At 59.8% G+C, this 18,358-nt stretch carries 9 protein-coding genes; 2 read left to right on the top strand and 7 right to left on the bottom strand.

Annotated features, from left to right (window positions below; all coding sequences use genetic code 11):
- Positions 1-500: 500 nt before the first annotated feature.
- A complete protein-coding gene (gene trxB, locus DKK74_RS08595; protein WP_110413651.1) occupies positions 501-1,445 on the bottom strand; it encodes a thioredoxin-disulfide reductase in 945 nt (314 codons plus the stop codon).
- A gap of 122 nt (positions 1,446-1,567) precedes the next feature.
- Between trxB and DKK74_RS08700 the strand changes: the two genes are divergently transcribed.
- A complete protein-coding gene (locus tag DKK74_RS08700; RefSeq protein WP_146210565.1) occupies positions 1,568-1,906 on the top strand; it encodes a hypothetical protein in 339 nt (112 codons plus the stop codon).
- A 1,147-nt stretch (positions 1,907-3,053) separates the two neighbouring features.
- Here the strand turns inward: DKK74_RS08700 and DKK74_RS08590 are convergent.
- The 5 genes from DKK74_RS08590 to DKK74_RS08570 all read right to left on the bottom strand — a co-directional run bounded on the left by DKK74_RS08590 (position 3,054) and on the right by DKK74_RS08570 (position 12,855).
- The gene (locus DKK74_RS08590; protein WP_110413650.1) at positions 3,054-4,268 is read right to left on the bottom strand and encodes a D-alanine--D-alanine ligase family protein; all 1,215 of its coding nucleotides are present in this window, start codon (positions 4,266-4,268) and stop codon (positions 3,054-3,056) included.
- Between the two features lie 3 nt (positions 4,269-4,271).
- Entirely contained in the window at positions 4,272-5,555 is a 1,284-nt protein-coding gene (locus DKK74_RS08585; RefSeq protein WP_110413649.1) for an aminotransferase-like domain-containing protein, read from the bottom strand.
- A 243-nt stretch (positions 5,556-5,798) separates the two neighbouring features.
- A complete protein-coding gene (locus tag DKK74_RS08580; protein ID WP_110413648.1) occupies positions 5,799-10,025 on the bottom strand; it encodes a lipid II flippase MurJ in 4,227 nt (1,408 codons plus the stop codon).
- Complete coding sequence (locus tag DKK74_RS08575; RefSeq protein ID WP_110413647.1) at positions 10,022-12,217, bottom strand: DUF6049 family protein; 2,196 nt, start codon at positions 12,215-12,217, stop codon at positions 10,022-10,024. The genes DKK74_RS08580 and DKK74_RS08575 overlap by 4 nt, the downstream gene beginning before the upstream one ends.
- Positions 12,214-12,855 (bottom strand): NUDIX hydrolase, encoded by a 642-nt coding sequence (locus tag DKK74_RS08570; protein ID WP_375537560.1) that lies wholly within the window; start codon positions 12,853-12,855, stop codon positions 12,214-12,216. Before DKK74_RS08570 ends, DKK74_RS08575 begins: the two co-directional genes overlap by 4 nt.
- 108 nt (positions 12,856-12,963) lie before the next feature.
- On the opposite strand from DKK74_RS08570, the gene DKK74_RS08565 reads away from it, so the two are divergent.
- On the top strand, positions 12,964-14,376 hold the full coding sequence (locus DKK74_RS08565; RefSeq protein WP_110413645.1) for a CCA tRNA nucleotidyltransferase: 1,413 nt from the start codon (positions 12,964-12,966) through the stop codon (positions 14,374-14,376).
- Positions 14,377-14,527: 151 nt separating this feature from the next.
- On the opposite strand, the gene DKK74_RS08560 is transcribed toward DKK74_RS08565, so the two are convergent.
- On the bottom strand, positions 14,528-18,274 hold the full coding sequence (locus tag DKK74_RS08560) for an RCC1 domain-containing protein (RefSeq protein ID WP_110413644.1): 3,747 nt from the start codon (positions 18,272-18,274) through the stop codon (positions 14,528-14,530).
- Between the last annotated feature and the right edge of the window lie 84 nt (positions 18,275-18,358).

Below are 18,358 nucleotides of genomic sequence, written 5' to 3'. Positions count from 1 at the left end.
GCTATATCTAGTCGTATCGGTCTCTCGCCTTCATACTTGTCAGTAGTGTGATGGGTACATTCAATCGAAAGATATGCAGTTAGTCGTTGTTGGCAAGCCACCTATTCGGCCATGATGGAATTGTTGTTTGTGCGTTTGTCATCTGGTAGGTAATAAGCCCTTGCTTTTGTGCGGCTTTTTACAGAGGTTGGCCTTAGCCGTTGAGATGAGGTGACAGATTCGTGCAGCGCAACCTTAAGAATTTTCAGTTGTGGCGTTAGAAGGAGGTGACCTCTGTTGTGGCAAGTTGCATCAGTGGAAAGTAGCTTGTGTCAGCAGAGGATAATGTGAGCAGCTGTAGGGTAGGGAATGTTCCTGTTGAGTAGGGTGTCCGGTGGATATTAATGGAGAACAAAAGGAAACTAAGTATAGGCAGCTGCGCATAATCGATAAACGAAGTGCCTGGCAATTGTAAACTGCCAGGCACGTAAATTCTTGTTTGCCGAGGCGCGTATCAAGCCCTATCGGTTATCCAAATTCGTAAGATACTCCTGAGCATCTAAAGCAGCACGGCAACCCATGCCAGCAGCGGAAATGGCCTGACGATAGATCTTGTCGGTGACATCACCAGCGGCAAAGACCCCAGGTGTAGAAGTCTTCGTTGACCCACCTTCGACCAGGATATAGCCGTCCTGATCCAGATCAATTTGGCCATTAAGGAAAGCAGTCTGAGGAGTGAATCCAATGGCTACGAAGACTCCATTAGCTGGAATAGTGGACTGCTGGTCAGTGGCAGTATTGCGGACATCCAAAGAGGTTACGCCGCTATCGTCGCCGTTGATCCGAGTGACGACCGAATCAAGAAGGAAGTTGATTTTGTCATTTGCCTTGGCACGGTCCACCATGATTTTTGAAGCGCGGAAGCCCTGGCGACGATGGATCAGTGTAACAGAAGAGCCAAAACGGGTCAGGAAGTCCGCGTCACCCATGGCAGAGTCGCCTCCACCAACCACTACAATGGGCTTGTCCTTGAAGAAGAAGCCGTCGCATGTGGCGCAGTAGGATACTCCTCGTCCTGAGAACTCACGCTCGCCGGGAATATCCAATTTACGATATTGCGAGCCAGTGGTGATGACGACGACTCGAGCTTGATATTCTTCGCCGCCATCGGTGGTGATCCGTTTGACGTCTCCGCTCAAGTCAACTGAGACGACATCATCGTATTCAATCTGAGCACCAAAATGTTCGGCCTGATCACGCATCTGATCCATAAGATCGGGGCCGAGCACTGCTTTAGGGAATCCAGGGAAGTTCTCTACTTCCGTCGTGTTCATAAGCTGACCGCCAGGTGTTAGGGCTCCTGCAATAACGAGTGGAGCATATCCAGCCCTGCTAAGATAAATGGCAGCGGTGTAACCTGCTGGTCCGGACCCTATAACAATCGCATCATGAACAGTTTGCTTCATAACGCTACTGTATCTATTCAGGATGACTGAGTCACATGCGGTGGGCGAAAAAGAGCGCTTGTTAGCTCACAGTAAGCTCGGTTCTGACAGGGGCAGGCTATTCTTGAACCATGGAGAAAACTGTGATAGTCGCCATCCTAACCAATCTTGGGACGATTCTGGTGCTGATCTGGTTTATGCTCCGAGTTGATCGATTGCTGCGGGAGCATCCCAGCCATCAAACAGATGATAAGAGCGAGGATGACAGCTGGCATAGCTGGCGTTTTTGGAATCCTCCAAGCCCTGATGACAACAACGACGAGTTGGGCGCCGATTCTCTGACAACAGACAAAAGCCTTGGGGCTGATGAAGATATGACTGCTAGGAGTGCCGGCCGGTGTTCATCATCAACTCAGGAAGAAACTGTTGAAAGTTCTTCGCGCGCTTCAAACAAGAGCGAGGAAAGCAAAAGAAACAAGTAAGGAATATCTAGCTAGGCCGTAGGCAGCTCAATCATGGTGGGGTACTGTTTCAATTGTTTGTTTGATCTTACGAAAGTATGGTCCTTCAACAAAGACGGATGCGCCTGTAATATGTATCCACTGATCTGCAAGGTCTCTATGGGCTCTTATTGATGGCTTTGGAGCGGTCGCGGGGGAGCGAACCGGTCGTAAGCGATATGACGCGAAAGATGAATTCAGATAGGAAGATCGTGTTCTCAGCGATGAGGACCAACAAATTACGGTTAATGAATTGACGCAACAATGCCAGTGACGGAATTGCGATTTACTGGTGCGGACTTAGCTTTCGTTCGAAGTTCTTGATGCCATAGTAGCGATGACTCGATTCTCGAAGGCAGAAAAGCAGTGATGTCTACACCTTATATGTAGTCAAGTCAGCTTGATAAACATCTTGGTAAAACCATTCCGTGCCGATTGGTGCAGAACTCCCTATGATTGCTGTCCTAGAAAGGTTGTATTCATTTTTATCTGACCCATTGCTTTATTAGACTCGCACTTTTAACTGGCGGGATTCGCTGCCGGTCATAGGCGTTGTGCCGTGAAATAAGTCGATCATCCCAGAATGTTTCACGTGAAACATTCGATATCGACCACGATTGCATGCATGGGTGTGGAGCGATACAGCAGTTTACTGTGAGTTGAGTTCCGGAGAATGACCGGCCATTCTGGCATCGGCTATTTATTAGACCGCCTCTCTTCTGCAGGTCAGCCTAGTCGACAATATAAAAACCGAGACTAGGTTGAGCAGACCTTTCAGTCAGTGTTAGCTTTGACTGAGCAGTGAAGGAGAAGTGGGGGTCAAGATTAACAGATAGAGGGAGTGGAATAACCGACGATGAGTGGTGACTGGTGAACAACTGACGTTTGGTGGCCAGAGGAGAATGATGATGAGAATAATGAACGCAGAATAGAGCATCGTGCTCAATGAGTACAAACTGTTAGTCCGTGTAGTGTGCTCATCTTGCGCACTATCTGCCCTGCCTGTATTCGCAGGCTACGTATATTGCAAGTCCGCGTGATGCATATTGCGCAATTTACACACCATGCATCATGCGGACTTTCCTCATGCTAACCGAATGGTAGGCAGAACCAGATAGGCTTTGGGATTTCAGTCGGTTCGTTTTTGATTCAAAACTGATTGAACCAATGCCGTGTATAGCTCTGGCAAGTTGTAGCCGGCCGCCTGGGCTGATTGGGGCAGAAGCGAGGTGTCCGTCATGCCGGGCGCCACGTTGGACTCCAGGAATTGCGGCTGACCTTGGGCATCAACAATGAAGTCGGTGCGTGAGATATCGCGGAGTCCCAAAGCCTGGTGGGCAGTCAGTGCAGCATCGCTCACAGCCTGTGTGGTCTTGGCGTCCAGTCGGGCTGGAACATAAAACTCCGTTGGGCCGGGGGTGGAACGAGCCTCGAAGTCGTAGGTGCCTGAAGGAGTCCAGATTTCGAGCGGAGGCAGAACCAAGGGATGTCCGTCGAATTCGAGGATGGAGACGGAGACTTCAGTGCCCGTGACAGCCTGTTCGATTAGAGCCACATCACCGTAGGCGAAGCAGTTGATCAACGCCTGAGTGAGCTGGCTCTGTTCAGTCACCATGGTGCAACCCATGGCTGAGCCACCCATGGTGGGCTTGATGAAGAGCGGGAGTCCCAGCGAACCTAGAAGCATATCGATAACGGGTTCGACTCCCAGCTCGCGGAACATGGACTCGGGCAAGGTCACGGAATGTGGCGTCTGCAACCCGGCCATGCGGACAACATTCTTGGCGATGGGTTTGCTCCAGGCGGTCCGGGAGGCCTTGGCCCGGGATCCAATGTAGGGCAGTTCCGCCATCTCTAAGACATCACGGATGGAGCCGTCTTCGCCGTTGGCACCGTGCAGCAGAGGCCAGACCAGATCAGGGCGGGTCGACTCATCGGTCAGGTAGGGCAGGAGCGAGCCGTCCATGTCGTGGACGTGGACCGTCCATCCGGCCTCTTCCAGGAATCCCTGGACTCGATGCCCCGAGCTGATTGAGACATCGCGCTCATGGCTGAGGCCACCGCAGATAACCAGGAGGGACTTATCGGCACGCTTGGTGGCCTTGCTCGCTAGGGAGAGGACATCGTCCATGGTGAACGGCGTGGCCTCACGAGTGGAGCGATGCGAGGTCCGCCTGGCTCTTTTGGCCGGTTCGCCAGCAGCCGTGGCCGCAGTGGTGGTTGCGGTGTTGGCCGGGCTGGCGACTGCGGTTGTCATCGCGCTCGCAGTTGTCTTGGCCTTGCCGGCTGCCGGAGTTTTGCCGCCGGTCTGCTGCCGTGGTGTCTTGCTGTGCTTGGCCGCCATGATTCAGCCCCTTTCCTTGCCGCTGTCGGGCTCGAACAGCCGGACGGTGGCGAGTTCATTCTCGATGACCGTTGACAGTCTGCGTATTCCCTCTCGGATCCGATCGGGAGTGGGGTAGCAGAAAGACAGGCGCATATGGTCCGCGCCCTCCCCGTTATCGTAGAAGGCTGTGCCTGACACGTAAGCCACCTTGGCGGTAATCGCCCTGGGCAGCATGTCCTTGGCGTTGAGCCCTTGGGGTATCTGCAGCCAGATGTAGAAGCCGCCCTTGGGCTTCAGCCACGAACAGTAGGGCAGATATTCCTTCAAGGCCTTATCCATGGCATCGCAGCGTTCCTTGTACATTCCCCGGTAGTCGTTGATCTGCGATTTCCAGTCAAAGTTGTCCAGATAGGTGGTGATGGTCATCTGGCTCATGTTGGAGGGGCAGAGAATGGCTGACTCGTTGGCCAAAACCAGCTTCTGTCGGATGCCGGGAGGTGCAACCATCCAGGCCACGCGCATGCCCGGAGCGATAATCTTGGAGAAGCTGCTCAGGTAGACAATGCCCTCGGAGTCGTAAGAGCGCAGGGCCGGATAGGTCTTGCCGTCGAAGGCCAGCAGTCCATAGGGATTGTCCTCCACTATGAGCACATGGTATTTTTTAGCGATCTCGATGACTCGTGGCCGCCGCTCGACGCTCATAGTGGCGCCGGCAGGATTGTGGAAGTTAGGTACGGTGTAGAGGAACTTGACTGCCTTGCCCTGGTGGCGTTGCTCCAGAATGGTTTCCTCCAGAGCCTCGGGAATCAGCCCGTCTCCGTCCATGGCCACGTTGACAACATCGACCTGGAAGGATTGGAAGACACCCAGAGCGCCCACATAGTTGGGCGCCTCAGCCAGCACCACATCGCCGGGGTCGCACATGATCCTGGTAATCAGGTCCAGTCCAGACTGGGAACCGTTGACGATAACCACATCATCCGGCTGGGCGTCCTTGATGCCTTCCAGCTCCATAATGGGCAGCACGTCTTCGCGCAGATGGGGATCGCCCTGCGCTGACCCATACTGCCAGGCCACCTGGCCCTTGCTCCGCAGCATGTCGCCGAGCTGGTCGGCCAACTTATCAAAGGGCATCCGGCCCAGGTAGGGCATCCCGCCAGCCAGTGAGACCACCTCAGGCCGATTGGCCACGGCGAAGAGGGCACGAATCTCGGATGCGCGCATCTGCTCGGCTCGTGTTGCATAGGAGCTATACCAAGGATCGTTCTTGATAACCTTGGACGCAATATTGGGATCATCCGCCATAACTGACTTCCGCCTTCCTGCCGCCGTTGTCTAAGGAAACTGTATTACCTGCGGGCGTTATGTAGGAGGAAAAATCCAACACATTACCATTTCGGTACACCCCATGATATCGGCATATGGATGGGTGGGCAGTCATGTCTGGCCGATGGGGTTCAAGGAGCTTGCAGGCAATTGTGGTTGACAGGTGGTCTGTGAGTCGACGTCGGGGTGATTCGCCTTGTTGCCGCCGACCCATAGTCATGCTCAGAAGGCTTGGACGGAAGTGAAGCGCAGGGTGTTTCCTGGCATGCCGTCCATGGGCACCCAGACGACCAGGTCCTGAGTCGTCACCGGCTCGCGTAGGGTGACCTGGGTGGTTCCTGAGGCATCGAAGCTGAAGTCGGCCAGCGGCTGTCCCTGGTTGGGCTGAGCTGCCGTGGAATTCGCATAGATTTGGGCGTGGCCGCCACTCTGAGGCGCGACGATGGTCAGGCGAGAGACCTCTTCTGGCTGGGTCAGATGCATATACCATCCATAACCCTGAAGGCCGGCAGGCTTGTTGAGGAAGAGCTGGCGACTGGTCTGATATGCCGTGGTGTTCTTGGGCTTGGGCGGATCGGGAACCTTTCCTGCCTCCTTATCAGCGTGGCTGACCTTATCGGTATCAGCATCTGCGCCAGCCTGAGCCTGATCATCGCCGTTGTCATTGCTGGAGGGAGTTGCTTCCTCGCTCTCATTGGTCTTGCCTGGGAAGGGCACGTTAGACATGACCGGCCAGCCGCCCTCACTTTTGCCGACTTTGGATCGTGACCCAGTAATGGTCGAGAGGGCCCAGACCAGGGCCACCACAACGATTACCGCCGCTATGGCAATAACCACTGAGCGAGTTGTGAAGCGACCGAACAGGCGGGTGTCAGCCATATCGGTATCATCATTCAGATCCTTATCCTGCTCATCGTCAGGAAGTACCGAGTAAGTCACCGGCACGGGCATGGAGTGGATTTCAGGTGTGAAGCTGGGGGGCAGGGGCTCCATGACTGTGGTCTGCTGCTCCTCCTCATCGAAATCAGTGTTCTTGGAGGAGCGGGCTGCCTGGGTAGGGGCCTTGGTCTTTTCAGAAGTAGCGGAGGAGCGAGGGTGTTCACTCCGGGCTGCGGGTTCTCCTTCACTTTCGACATGAGATTTGGCGGCCGCAGCGTCTGTTTGGCGCGTATGTGAACCTCTGCTGTCCTGTGAAGCGTTCAGGTTGGAGGTTGCCTTGGCCTGGTTGCTGCCGACTGCCGGACCGTTCTCCCCGCTGCTGGACTTGTGGAAGTCCCACTGGGAGAAGCCCCGTTCCACGGGATTGTTGGCAGTCACACCGTTGCCGCTGAGAGCCTCGGAGGGTTTACGCTGATTGCCTTTGACGGTCGGCACTCGTCCGGTCACAGCCTTGGACTCTTCCTCATACATGGCTGCGGGCCTGGCCGTTGTCGCCCTGAGTGCGCTCACATCCATGGCCTCCGTCTTGCGGGAGGAGCTGTTCAGCGAGCGCAGCCGCTGGCGTTCATCAAAGAGCGAGAAGAGATCGGTATCCGTATCCTCTGGATTGAGCATCTCGATCTCGCTACGGCCGGGGAAGAGCAGTTGGTTGGTCTTCCAATGCGGCTCATGGTAAGACACGGTTTGCGCGGCAGGCAGGGCCGAGGAGGTTAGACCTGCGGGAAGCGGGAGTACGTTCTTGGGATCCACCGGGCGCAGGGCCACAGCCTCGATGGAGGCACGGCCGTCCAGCTCGGGCCAGATCAGATCGCTGTCGGTCAGTTCCTCAGGCGGAACCCAGGGGCTGAGCAGGGCCGAAAGCTCCGCCAGGGTGACCAGTGGGACCGGTACGGCTCCCTGCTCATTAGCCAGCCCCAATCCACGCATGCAGATGATTCTGAACTCTTCCGGGGTCTGCTTGGGCAGTTTCTGCAGACTGGGCTGCCGCCCGTCCTGATCGGCCCGTCTGGTCAGCATGGCATAGAGCACACCGGCCAGCTCACGTATGGCATATTCCTCGTCCGTCAGTCCCATCTCAGTTGAGACCGACGGGTGTTCAAGCATGGGCGATATGGGGGCATCGGCCAGGGTGATCGAGGCTGGAGCCAGCCTGATGGTGCTCGTGGAGACCGCATAATCGACCATGCCGGCGGCATGCAGGGTGCGCATGGCCTCGGTGACCTCTCCCATGATGGTGCCGATGGCCCGGTCGCTGAGCGTTTCCCCGGCGGGTCCGTGCATGTAGTCCCTCAGGGACATGCCAGCATCGGGGGCGGTGACGATCAGGGAGACCTTGTCACGAGTGTGCAGTTGGTAGACCGGGGTGAAACGGCGGTCTTTGCTCAGCGCCAGGCTGGAGGCGTTGACGTTGATCCGGTCCATGCAGGTGGAATCCCCGGCGATGAAGAGCTGGCAGTCCCTATCCAGGACCTTGTCCTTGGCCCGCCAGGCGCTCAGACCGTTCGCGCGGCGGAGCAGGGTGACCAGGGTATATCTGCCGAGGATGGTGTCTCCGATATGCGCGTTCATGGTTGCCGAGCTCTCATCAGAAGTGGGGCGTCGCCTGTAGTCGACGACACCGTGGTGGACCTTGCTGTTCCTAGGTACAATCCTAACGGGTTGCGGGGTCGGAGGGGCCGGCGGAGGTCCGGCTATCGCGGATTCTCCATCAGTATCGAACTCAGGGGCCTCCTCAAGGTTCTCCAATGCTGCGTCTATGCCGGGCAGGGCGGAATCGGGGGAGGAGGAGTGCACCACCCTGACCGAGCGGTCGGCCAATCGGGAGGGTCGTCCTTGCAGAGCGTCCAGGCTGCGGACGGGGTGCCTGGCTGTCCTGCCCAGCCGACGGGCCAGGTCGAGCAGAAGCTGGATAAATTCTTCCGTGCGCAGGGCTACCAGGGTCACGGTATAGATAATTGCCGTCAGCAGGGTAATGACTATGCAGATGAGGAGCGCCTGCACCCAGCTCATGTGACCCTGCTGGCCCTGAATCCAGGCACCGACAAGATGGGTCACTGGAGTTTTGACCGTCAGGGCGGCTGCCAGGGCCAATCCTGCAGCCAGGAAAGCCTTGGCGTAGGTGATCAGAATCCGCCGCTCGTCCAGATTCCCCTGGAAGGGGCTGCGCAGCATGTGAGCCAGAACAGGGAAGCTGAGGAGATTGCTCAGGGACAAGCTCAGCCCTACCATCGCCGCCCAGTAACGGGGAGGTAACAAGCGTATGGATACCAAAACCAGTGCTACTTGGATGGTGTTGGAGACGGCCGCGAAGATGAAAGGATGCCGGCCATCCTCGAAGGCGTAGAAGGTGCGCTGAATGAGCAGGAAGGCGCTCGTGGGAACCAGCCCTAGGGACAGGGTTATCAGCGGTCCTGAGATAAGGACAGACTCATGGACGCTTACCGAGGGCAGCAGGGCTCGGGTAATGGGCACCGGAATTGCCAGGAGGACTGCGGCGAAGAAGAACATCACCAGTCCGACATTGCGCAGGGCCTGGCTCAGATCATTGCGGGCATCCCCTATGCGGCCGTCAGAAACCGCCTTGGACAGCTTGGGGAAGAGGGCCGTGCTGACTGAGACGGCTACCAGTGAGTAGGGCAGTATGAAGATGGTGTAGGCGTTCTGATAGGAGCCGTTGCCGGCAATGTCGAATGGGTTGCCCTCCAGGGGGGCGCCGTTGTTGATGCGGGCATTGACCACGTTGGCCAGCTGGTTGATGATGACCACGCACATGCTCCAGGCCGCCACCGAGCCCATGGATCGCAGGCCGATTCCTCGCAGGCCCCAGCGAGGACGATAGCGGAAACCGCTCATGATCAGGGGGATGAAGAGGACCAGCGCCTGGAAGGCCACCCCCGCGGTCCAGGCTCCAGCTGTCAGGGCCACCTTGCCGTTGTCCCAGAAGCCGACCGGCTGATTGCGGGCGTTGCCGAACAAGAAGATGAAGACCAGGAAGCCCAGGCAGCTGATAACGTTGGCACCCACCGAGCTCCAGGCGTATGCGGTGAACCGGCCCTTGGCGGCCAGGATCTGTCCCAGGACCGTGTAGAGCCCGTAGAAGAAGACTTGGGGCATGCACCAGAGAGTAAAGGAGTTGGCCAGCGCCCGCTGCGCGGGGTTCCACTTGGAGTTCAGATAGACGGTGGTCAGCACCGGAGTGCCCAGCATCAGCAGCAGCGTCAGCAGGGCCAGGAGGACCATGGCGACCGTGATCAGCTTGTTCAGCCGGTCTGCTGCGTCCCGCTCCTTGAGGGTGCGCACAATCTGTGGGACCAGGACGGCGTTGAAGATGCCGCCCGAGATCAGAGTGAACATGACCTGAGGAATCATGGCACCGGTCTGGTAGGCGTCAGCCGCGATTCCGGTGGTGCCTATGGCGGCTGCCAACAGTATGGTGCGGATCTGCCCGGTCACACGGGAGGCCGCGGTGCCCGTGGCCATGATGGCGGAATTGCGCCCTACGGAACTCATTCGTCCGGGTCCTTCGTACGGTGGAACTGCCGCCAGAGCCCCAAAAGTCCCAGGAGCACGGCGATGACAATGATGACCATGCCGCTCATGTCGCTCAGCCGTAGATTGCTGGTGATCTGAGCCTGGCGCACCTGGCCGAAGGGTCTGCCCTGGCGGTCCAGCAGGCCGATATCCACATTGGCTCTGCCGGCTGCTGCCACCCTGACCTTGAAAGTCACCTGGGCTTCTGATCGGGCGGGAATGACCGCCTCCGCCATACGTGAGGTGACGATCTCCATGGAGTCGGTTCGCGCGCTGATGCGGGCGTGGACAGGGTAGGGGTGGCTGTTGCTGACGGTCACGGGCATGGAGGCAGTCTCGCTGACGACGTTCAGAGACTCGCTGGGCGTGATGCTGACCCCGTCCAGGAGTCGATGGGATATGGCCTCAGCCTGATCGGCCAAACCAGCGGCGGCTGCGGTTCCACCCAGTGACTTCAGAGCCAGGTCGTCGTGGGCGACAGTCAGCTGGTTCAACCACTGATGCGGATCCTTAGGTTGTCGGGCAGTGGTGTTGGCATCTTGGCGAGCCAGGGCCTGGCTGTCGGTCTTGCCTGCCGTGGCGCTGGCAGTGGGTTGGGAATCCTGCTTGCCGTCAGCCAGGATGGTGGTGGCGAACCGGTCGATCTCAGCCCGGCTGGCGGTCAGGGAGTCCAGGGTGCCTATCGAACCATCGCCATGTTTGGTGCTGCTCTTGGTGCTGTCGAGTTCCAGGGCCTTGAGCAGACTCGACGACCCGCCAGTGAAGTCGGGCGCCTGCATCAGGTTGTCCATGGACTTAAGGCTGATCCATGGGGCATGCTCCAGTTCGGTCATGATCCGGTCTGCCTGCTGGGTGTCCTCATCGGTATCGAAGCAGACCAGGAGAGAGCGTTCGGCGTAGGGCTGTTCCATCTGATAGAAAGCGCTCTGGGCTATGAAGCGGGCCGTCTGCCCGGCCTGTGTCTGCTCCCCGGTGGCGCGTGTGGAGCTGGGGTGGCCTCTGGCCAGGTTACTGAGCTCCCGCTGGGCCGACAGGACGGTCACCTTTCCAGCTTTGGTTTCGATGGTGTATTTGCCGGTGTGGGCGGAGGTGTCGGCACCGACCTCAAAGCCTTGGGGGGCGATGACCGTCTGATAGCCGGCACGACGGGCGGTGGTAATGGATTCCATGGTCCACTCCCGTCTACCCTGCCAGGCGTATGTGTCAGGCGCGCTGTCGGCATAGAGCTTGGCCGCGGTCTGGGCGCTCCAGGATTCGGGAGTGACCCCAGCCTGGGCATAGCGGTCCTGATTCTGGGAGGCATACCCAGTGATGTCGAAGTCGGCTGGCTGAATCAGCCCCTGGATCTGGGGACGATTGACGAAGGCGGACAGATAGACCGGATCGCCCAAGGTCTGCAGGGACCCATGTTTGGACAGCAGCTGGCTCTGGTCCTCCTGGCGGCGGGCCCCTTGGCGGGTTAGCGTCACACTCCGGTTTTTATCGTTGCCCGAACCTGACTGGGTCATCAGCGCTGTCATGGCTTTGTCGTCAATGTTCCAGTCCGAGGAGGTCAGCGGCAGGACCATGGTCAGGGACAGGGCGGGGGTGCCTGCGGTGGGCAGGCCATCCCAGGTCCGGGTCAGAAAAGTGAAAACGTCGCCCAGGATCCGGCCCTGATCGTCGCTCAGGGAAAGCCGGACGGGTTTGGGCCCCCAGCTGGCCATTTTCTTGATTGCGTCCTGATCAGCCGGCACGTTGACTGCAACTTCGATGCTCTGCCCTGCTGGGATTGTCGGTACGGTCTGTGTGCCCAGCAGATCCGGGGTGGGGATGCGGGCGTGGCCTTCAGACCAGGTCTGCATGTCGGTTCGGGAGCTGAAAGAGTAGAGGGCGCTGGTGGACACGCTCAGATGGGCATTCTCCATGGGCTGGTTGGCGGTGTTGGTCACCGCAGCGCGCAGAGCATAGCCGGACTTGTCGGTCACCACTGGCGTAGACCAGCGCAGGGCCACCTCAGCAGAGCTCTGCTGATTGGTGGCAGCCAGGGCTGGTGCCGGATGCCAAGGGGCTATCACCAAGACCAGCAGAAGGACGATCGTTAGCAGGATTCGAGCCCACTGGGTCCATCGATTGAAGGCATGGGTGCGCTGGCTGGTGCGCCCGCTCGGGCGCAGGGGGGTCTGGATCATGGCTGTTTTTTGTACTTCCTCGCGTAGAGCCAGGCTATTTTACGCTCATTGGGGTAACTGAGCACCGAGGTCAGGTCGGAGAAGTCCACCCAGATGGCATCTTCGGCCTCATGATCGGGGTCGCCTTCCACACTCAGGGAGCCGCCGATCATCCGCAGGACGAAATGATGGACCAGCTTGTGGACCCGCTGGTTGGTTCCGGTGAACCAGTAGTCGATGGTGGCGATGGAATCGGTCACCCGGCCCAGTATCCCAGTCTCTTCGTGAACCTCGCGCACCGCCGTCTGCTCGGGTGTTTCCCCCTTCTCGATATGGCCCTTGGGCAGGCACCATTCCAGATGGCCCGAGCGGGAGTGCCGGGCGATGATGGCCACCCGGTCATGCCGGTCGAAGATCAGTCCGCCCGCCGAATACTCACGTACCACGGGCAGCTCCTGGGCATCCAGGGAGGCAAAGGTTGAAGGTCCTGGTGCGTGCTTATGCCGGGGCATGAGGGCAGGCGTGGGAGCGTCATCCTCTGTCTGTATGCGCTCGCGGACCTGCGGATCCAGACGTTCGCTTACGGTTTCCACAAGATGGTCCTGCCTCTGCTGGCCGCGGGCATGGGTGTCCGCAGAGTCGGCGCTATGTGCAAGCATGCGCGCCATGTCCGCGGGCGTAATCATACTCCAACTTTACGTAAGGTAATGTGCAGGTGGGGTAACGGTATGCTAGTAGGCGCATCAACTCCGTAGGAAAGGGTGAGCGTGGATTTCCAAGTCTGGCCGGAGGCCATTGAGCTCGGGCGCCTCTTCGCCGAGCAGGGATATGAACTGGCGTTGGTAGGGGGTCCTGTACGCGATCTGCTCCTGCACCGGCCCTCTCACGACCTGGACTTTTGCACCTCGGCCCGACCCGAGCAGTTCGAGCCCATTCTGCGTCACTGGGGGTCGGGCTTTTGGGACATGGGGCGTAAATTCGGCACCCTGGGCGCGCTGCGGCGGCGTCCTGACGGCACCGAGGTCAAGGTGGAGGTGACCACCTACCGGCGAGACACCTACGATCCCGACTCCCGCAAGCCCGAGGTGAACTATGGGGACAGCCTCGAGGGCGATCTTTCACGGCGCGACTTCACCGTCAATGCCATGGCCCTGCGGGTTCCCGACCTGATCTTCGTGGACCCCTACCGGGGGGCCAACGACCTGGCCAAGCAGGTGCTGCGGACCCCGGTGGATCCCCGCCAGTCCTTCGACGACGATCCCCTGCGGATGATGCGGGCCGTGCGGTTCGTGGCCCAGCTGGGATTCACCATCGCCCCGGAGACCGCAGAGGCCATCACCCACATGACCGATCGAATCAGCATTGTCTCGGCCGAGCGGATTCGCGACGAGCTTACCAAGCTCATGCTGGCCGACCACCCCGTCCAGGGCATCGAGGCCCTGGTGCAGTCCGGCCTGGCTGACATCGTTCTGCCCGAGGTACCCGCCCTGCAGCTGGAGATAGACGAGCATCACCGGCACAAGGATGTCTTTGAACACACCCTGATGGTGGTGGACCGGGCCATCGCCCTGGAGACCGGACCTGACGGACCTGTGCCCGCCCCGGATCTGACCCTGCGCCTGGCCGCCCTGCTGCACGACATCGGCAAGCCCGCCACCAGACGCTTTGAGCCCGGTGGCAAGGTCAGCTTCCATCATCATGATGCAGTCGGAGCCAGGTTGGCCCGCAAGCGCCTCAAGGCCCTGCGCTTCGACCACCACCTGATTGCCGACGTCTGCGACCTGATCTCCATGCACCTGCGTTTCCACGGCTATGTGGATGAGCGGTGGACCGATGCGGCCGTCCGCCGTTATGCCCGGGAGACCGGTCCGCTTTATGAGCGGCTCAATCGCCTGACCCGGGCCGATGCCACCACCCGCAACAAGCGCAAGGCTCAGGTCTTCTCCTCCGCTATGGACGAGCTGGAGGACAGGGTGGCTCAATTGCGCCAGCAGGAGGACTTGGATGCCATCCGGCCCGACTTGGATGGACGACAGATTATGCAGATTCTGGGCCTCAAGCCCGGACCGCAGGTAGGACGTGCTTACCGGCACATGCTGGACTATCGCCTGGATCAGGGCCCTGTCGACCAGCAGACAGCCGAGCAGGAGCTGCGGGACTGGTGGCAAAGCCAGGGCTAGGGCTAGGTCAGGCCTGGCTCTAGTCCTAGCTGAGCGTTCCTGGTCTGCATTCTGGGGGTTCGGATGCCGTTTGGTTCTGGCTTTCGGGGTTGGAGGGTGCGATGGCGGTCCCGCCTATGGGCCCGGGCTGTTGCTTACTCGTGTGAAGTGTTCATGCTGTCTGTCTCGTGCGGGCCTGCTTTTGGCGGCTTTTGGCGGCTGTGGCAGCTCCTGCGGTGAGTAGTCCTGTGGCGAGCAGGAGGAGCATGCCGTCGCCTCCGGTCAGGGGCAGGCTGGCGATGGACAGGTACCGATAGGTGTTACCCTTGTCGGTTTCCTGCTGTTTGCCGTCCTGGGTCCAGTCGATGGCCACGGGCGCCAGCCCCGGCGTGTAAGGGGGAGTGGTCACCTTCCAGGTGCCGTCGGGGCTGGGCTTGAGGTCCTTGCCCGCGGCGAGGCACGTGCCCTGCTCCTGATTCTGGCCGAAGCATACGCTGGTGGTCTGCGGCTTTCCGGGGAAACCGACCGGGCCCGGCCGGCTGGACGGCCAGGCGTTGGAGGGGTCGCGCCCCAGCTGGCCGTTGCTGTTGCTTCCCCAGGTGTAGAGCTGGCCGTCGGAGCCGATTGCTGCGGAATGATACCATCCCAGGCTGGCTTGCGTCCAGGTGAACCCGTCGGGCGCTCCTTGGGGCTTGCCCACCAGGGTCGGCGTGTACCGGTCGGTGGTGGTGTCATCGCCCAGCTCGCCGTATTTGTTCCATCCCCAGACGTACAGGTTCCCATCGGATCCGAAAGCTGCAGAATCCCCGTCTCCTAGGCTGGCTTGTGTCCAGGTGAACCCTTCTGGTGCTCCTTGGGGTTTGTTGACCAGGATTGGCGTGTTCTGGTTGGTGGTGGTGCCGTTGCCCAGCTGCCCGTACTGGTTGTTTCCCCAGGTGTACAGGTTGCCGTCCGAGCCGATTGCCGCGGAATGATGTTCGCCTAGGCTGGCTAGTTTCCAGGTGAATCCTTCTGGTGCTCCTTGGGGCTTGTCGATTTGCGCTGGCCTGTTCTGGTTGGTGGTGGTGCCGTTGCCCAGCTGTCCGTCGTCGTTTCTTCCCCAGGTGTACAGGTTGCCGTCCGAGCCGATTGCCGCGGAATGCCAGCCGCCGAGGATGACCTGTTTCCAGGCGAATCCTTCTGGTGCTCCTTGGGGCTTGTCGATTTGCGCTGGCCTGTTCTGGTTGGTGGTGGTGCCGTTGCCCAGCTGCCCGTACTTGTTGTATCCCCAGGTGTACAGGTTGCCGTCCGAGCCGATTGCCGCGGAATGAAAACCGCCTAGGCTGACCTGTTTCCAGGTGAATCCTTCTGGCGTGCCTTGGGGTTTGTTGACCAGGGTTGGCGTTTTCTGGTTGGTGTTGGTGCCGTCGCCCAGTTGGCCGCTGCCGTCATCCCCCCAGGTGTAGAGGTTGCCGTCCGAGCCGATTGCCGCGGAATGCCAGCCGCCGAGGATGACCTGTTTCCAGGTGAATCCTTCTGGTGCTCCTTGGGGCTTGTCGATTTGGGCTGGCCTGTTCTGGTTGGTGGTGGTGCCGTTGCCCAGCTGGCCGTCGTCGTTGCCTCCCCAGGTGTACAGGTTGCCGTCTGAGCCGATGGCTGCGGAATAGTTGTAGCCCAGTCTGATCTGGCTGAATCTGATGCCTCGCTGTGCGGGCGGAGTCAGGGTCACCTCGGTGCCGCCGGTCTCGGGCCCATGGTTCGGGCTGATGGACCAGTGCTGCGTGTCCTCCCTGGTCCAGTGGGCGGTCAGGATGGTGTCATGGGTGACTGGCTGGCTGAAGTCGTAGGCGACGTCGCCTTGGAACCAGCCGTCGAACAGGCAGCCTTCGGCCCTCGGGTCCGGGTAGGGGCGTTCCGCCTGCCCGTCCTGGGTGACGGACTGGCTGGGGGGCATGCCCGTGGGGGCGGGGCAGGAATCGTTTTTGGAAGTGAAGCCGACTTGATATTCGGGGGCGATGTACGTGTATTGCAGGTGATCGTCCGGCTGGGACCCGTTCCGGCTCCAACCGACTGTCACGTCCACGCCCCCCGGCTCATGCTTGGGCGTGGATGCCTGCCAGGTGCCGTCTTGGTTGGCCGTAATCCCTGTGGCCTTGGCCTGGCCGAACAGGACGCTGGTGGGTGCGGCGGCGCCGGGGAAGTTGACCAGGGTGGGCGTGTTCTGGTTGGTGGTGGTGCCGTTGCCCAGCTGGCCATTGCTGTTAACTCCCCAGGTGTACAGGTTGCCGTCCGAGCCGATTGCTGCGGAATGGTTACAGCCTGGGATCGCGTATTTCCAGGTGAACCCAACGGGCGCTCCTTGGGGCTTGCTGACCGGGATTGGTCTGCTCCGGTCGGTGTTGGTGCCGTCGCCCAGCTGGCCGTTGATGTTCCATCCCCAGATGTAGAAGTTGCCGTCCGAGCCGAGCGCCTCGGAATGCCAGTCGCCCAGGCTGACCTGCTTCCAGGTGAACCCAACGGGTGCGCCTTGGGGTTTGCTGACCAGGGTCGGCGTGTACCGGTCGGTGTTGGAGCCGTCGCCCAGCTGGGTTCTGTAGTTCTGCCCCCAGGTGTAGAGGTTGCCGTCCGAGCCGATGGCCGCGGAATGTTGCCAGCCTATGCTGACCTGCTTCCAGGTGAACCCAACGGGTGCGCCTTGGGGTTTGTTGACTAGGGTTGGCGTGTGCCGGTCGGTGCTGGTGCCGTCGCCCAGCTGGCCGGTGTAGTTCCATCCCCAGGTGTAGAGGTTGCCGTCCGATCCTATAGCTCCGGAATGGTTGCAGCTAAGGCTGACCTGTTTCCAGGTGAATCCTTCTGGCGTGTTTTGGGGCTTGTTGACCAGGATTGGCGTGTTCTGGTTGGTGGTGGTGCCGTTGCCCAGCTGCCCGTACTGGTTGTTTCCCCAGATGTAGAGGTTGCCGTCCGAACCGAATGCTGCGGTATTCAAGTCGCCTAGGGTGAATTGTTTCCAGGTGAATCCTTCTGGCGTGTTTTGGGGCTTGTTGACCGGGATTGGCGTTTTCTGGTTGGTGTTGGTGCCGTTGCCCAGCTGGCCGCGGCCGTTTTCTCCCCATGTGTAGAGGTTGCCGTCCGAGCCGAACGCCGCAGAATGGGACCAACCTATGCTGACCTGCTTCCAGGTGAATCCTTCTGGCGTGTTTTGGGGCTTTTTGACTTGGACTGGCGTGTTCTGGTTGGTGTTGGTGCCGTCGCCCAGCTCGCCGCTGCCGTTTTCTCCCCATGTGTAGAGGTTGCCGTCCGAGCTGATGGCCGCGGAATGAAGGCCGCCCATGCTGAGCTGGCTGAATCTGATGCCGCGCTGCGCGGGCGGTGTGAGGGTGACCTTGGCGCCCCCGGCTATGGGCCCTTGGCTGGGGCTGATGGCCCAATGGCCGTCTCCCTTGGTCCAGTGGGCGGTGAGGGTGATGCTGCCGGTGACGGGCTGGGTGAAGTCGTAGGCGACGTCACCTTGGAACCAGCCGTCGAACAGGTATCCGTTCCTGGCGGGGTCGGGGCTGGGCCGACTGGCCTGGCCCCCGTCGGGGATGGTCTGCCTGTCGACGCTGCCGCCGCCTGCCGTGTCGAAGCTGACCGTCCAGGCTGCGGAAGACCGGTCCTGGACGCCGGCAGCATCGCCGGCAGTGTCGCGCGTGGGTGAGGCAGGCGTCGGAGTCGTGTGGCTCAGGGGCGAGGACGTTGGCAGGGGGAAGGACGGCGATGCGGCCTGCGGGCTATCATCCCCGTAGGGGTTCTCCAGCCCCCCTCCCTCCTGCTGTTGGTCTAAGGTGGTGGGCGTGGCTGCTCCGGATGGGCTGCTGTTGCTCCCGGCCAAAGCGGATGTGCAGGACAGAGCTAGGAGAAAGACCAGGGCGGCGACTGCCATGCCCGAACGCTGACGCATGATGAGTTGACTCCCCTCTTCGCAGAGCCTGCTACAGCATCCCCCCGGACATCAACACTCAAAACTGTACTAAAAAGCTATACT

Origin of the sequence: Bifidobacterium asteroides (assembly GCF_003202755.1) — a bacterium.
Classification (GTDB): Bacteria; Actinomycetota; Actinomycetes; order Actinomycetales; family Bifidobacteriaceae; genus Bombiscardovia; species Bombiscardovia asteroides_F.
This window is presented reverse-complemented; position numbering and strand designations above follow the sequence as displayed.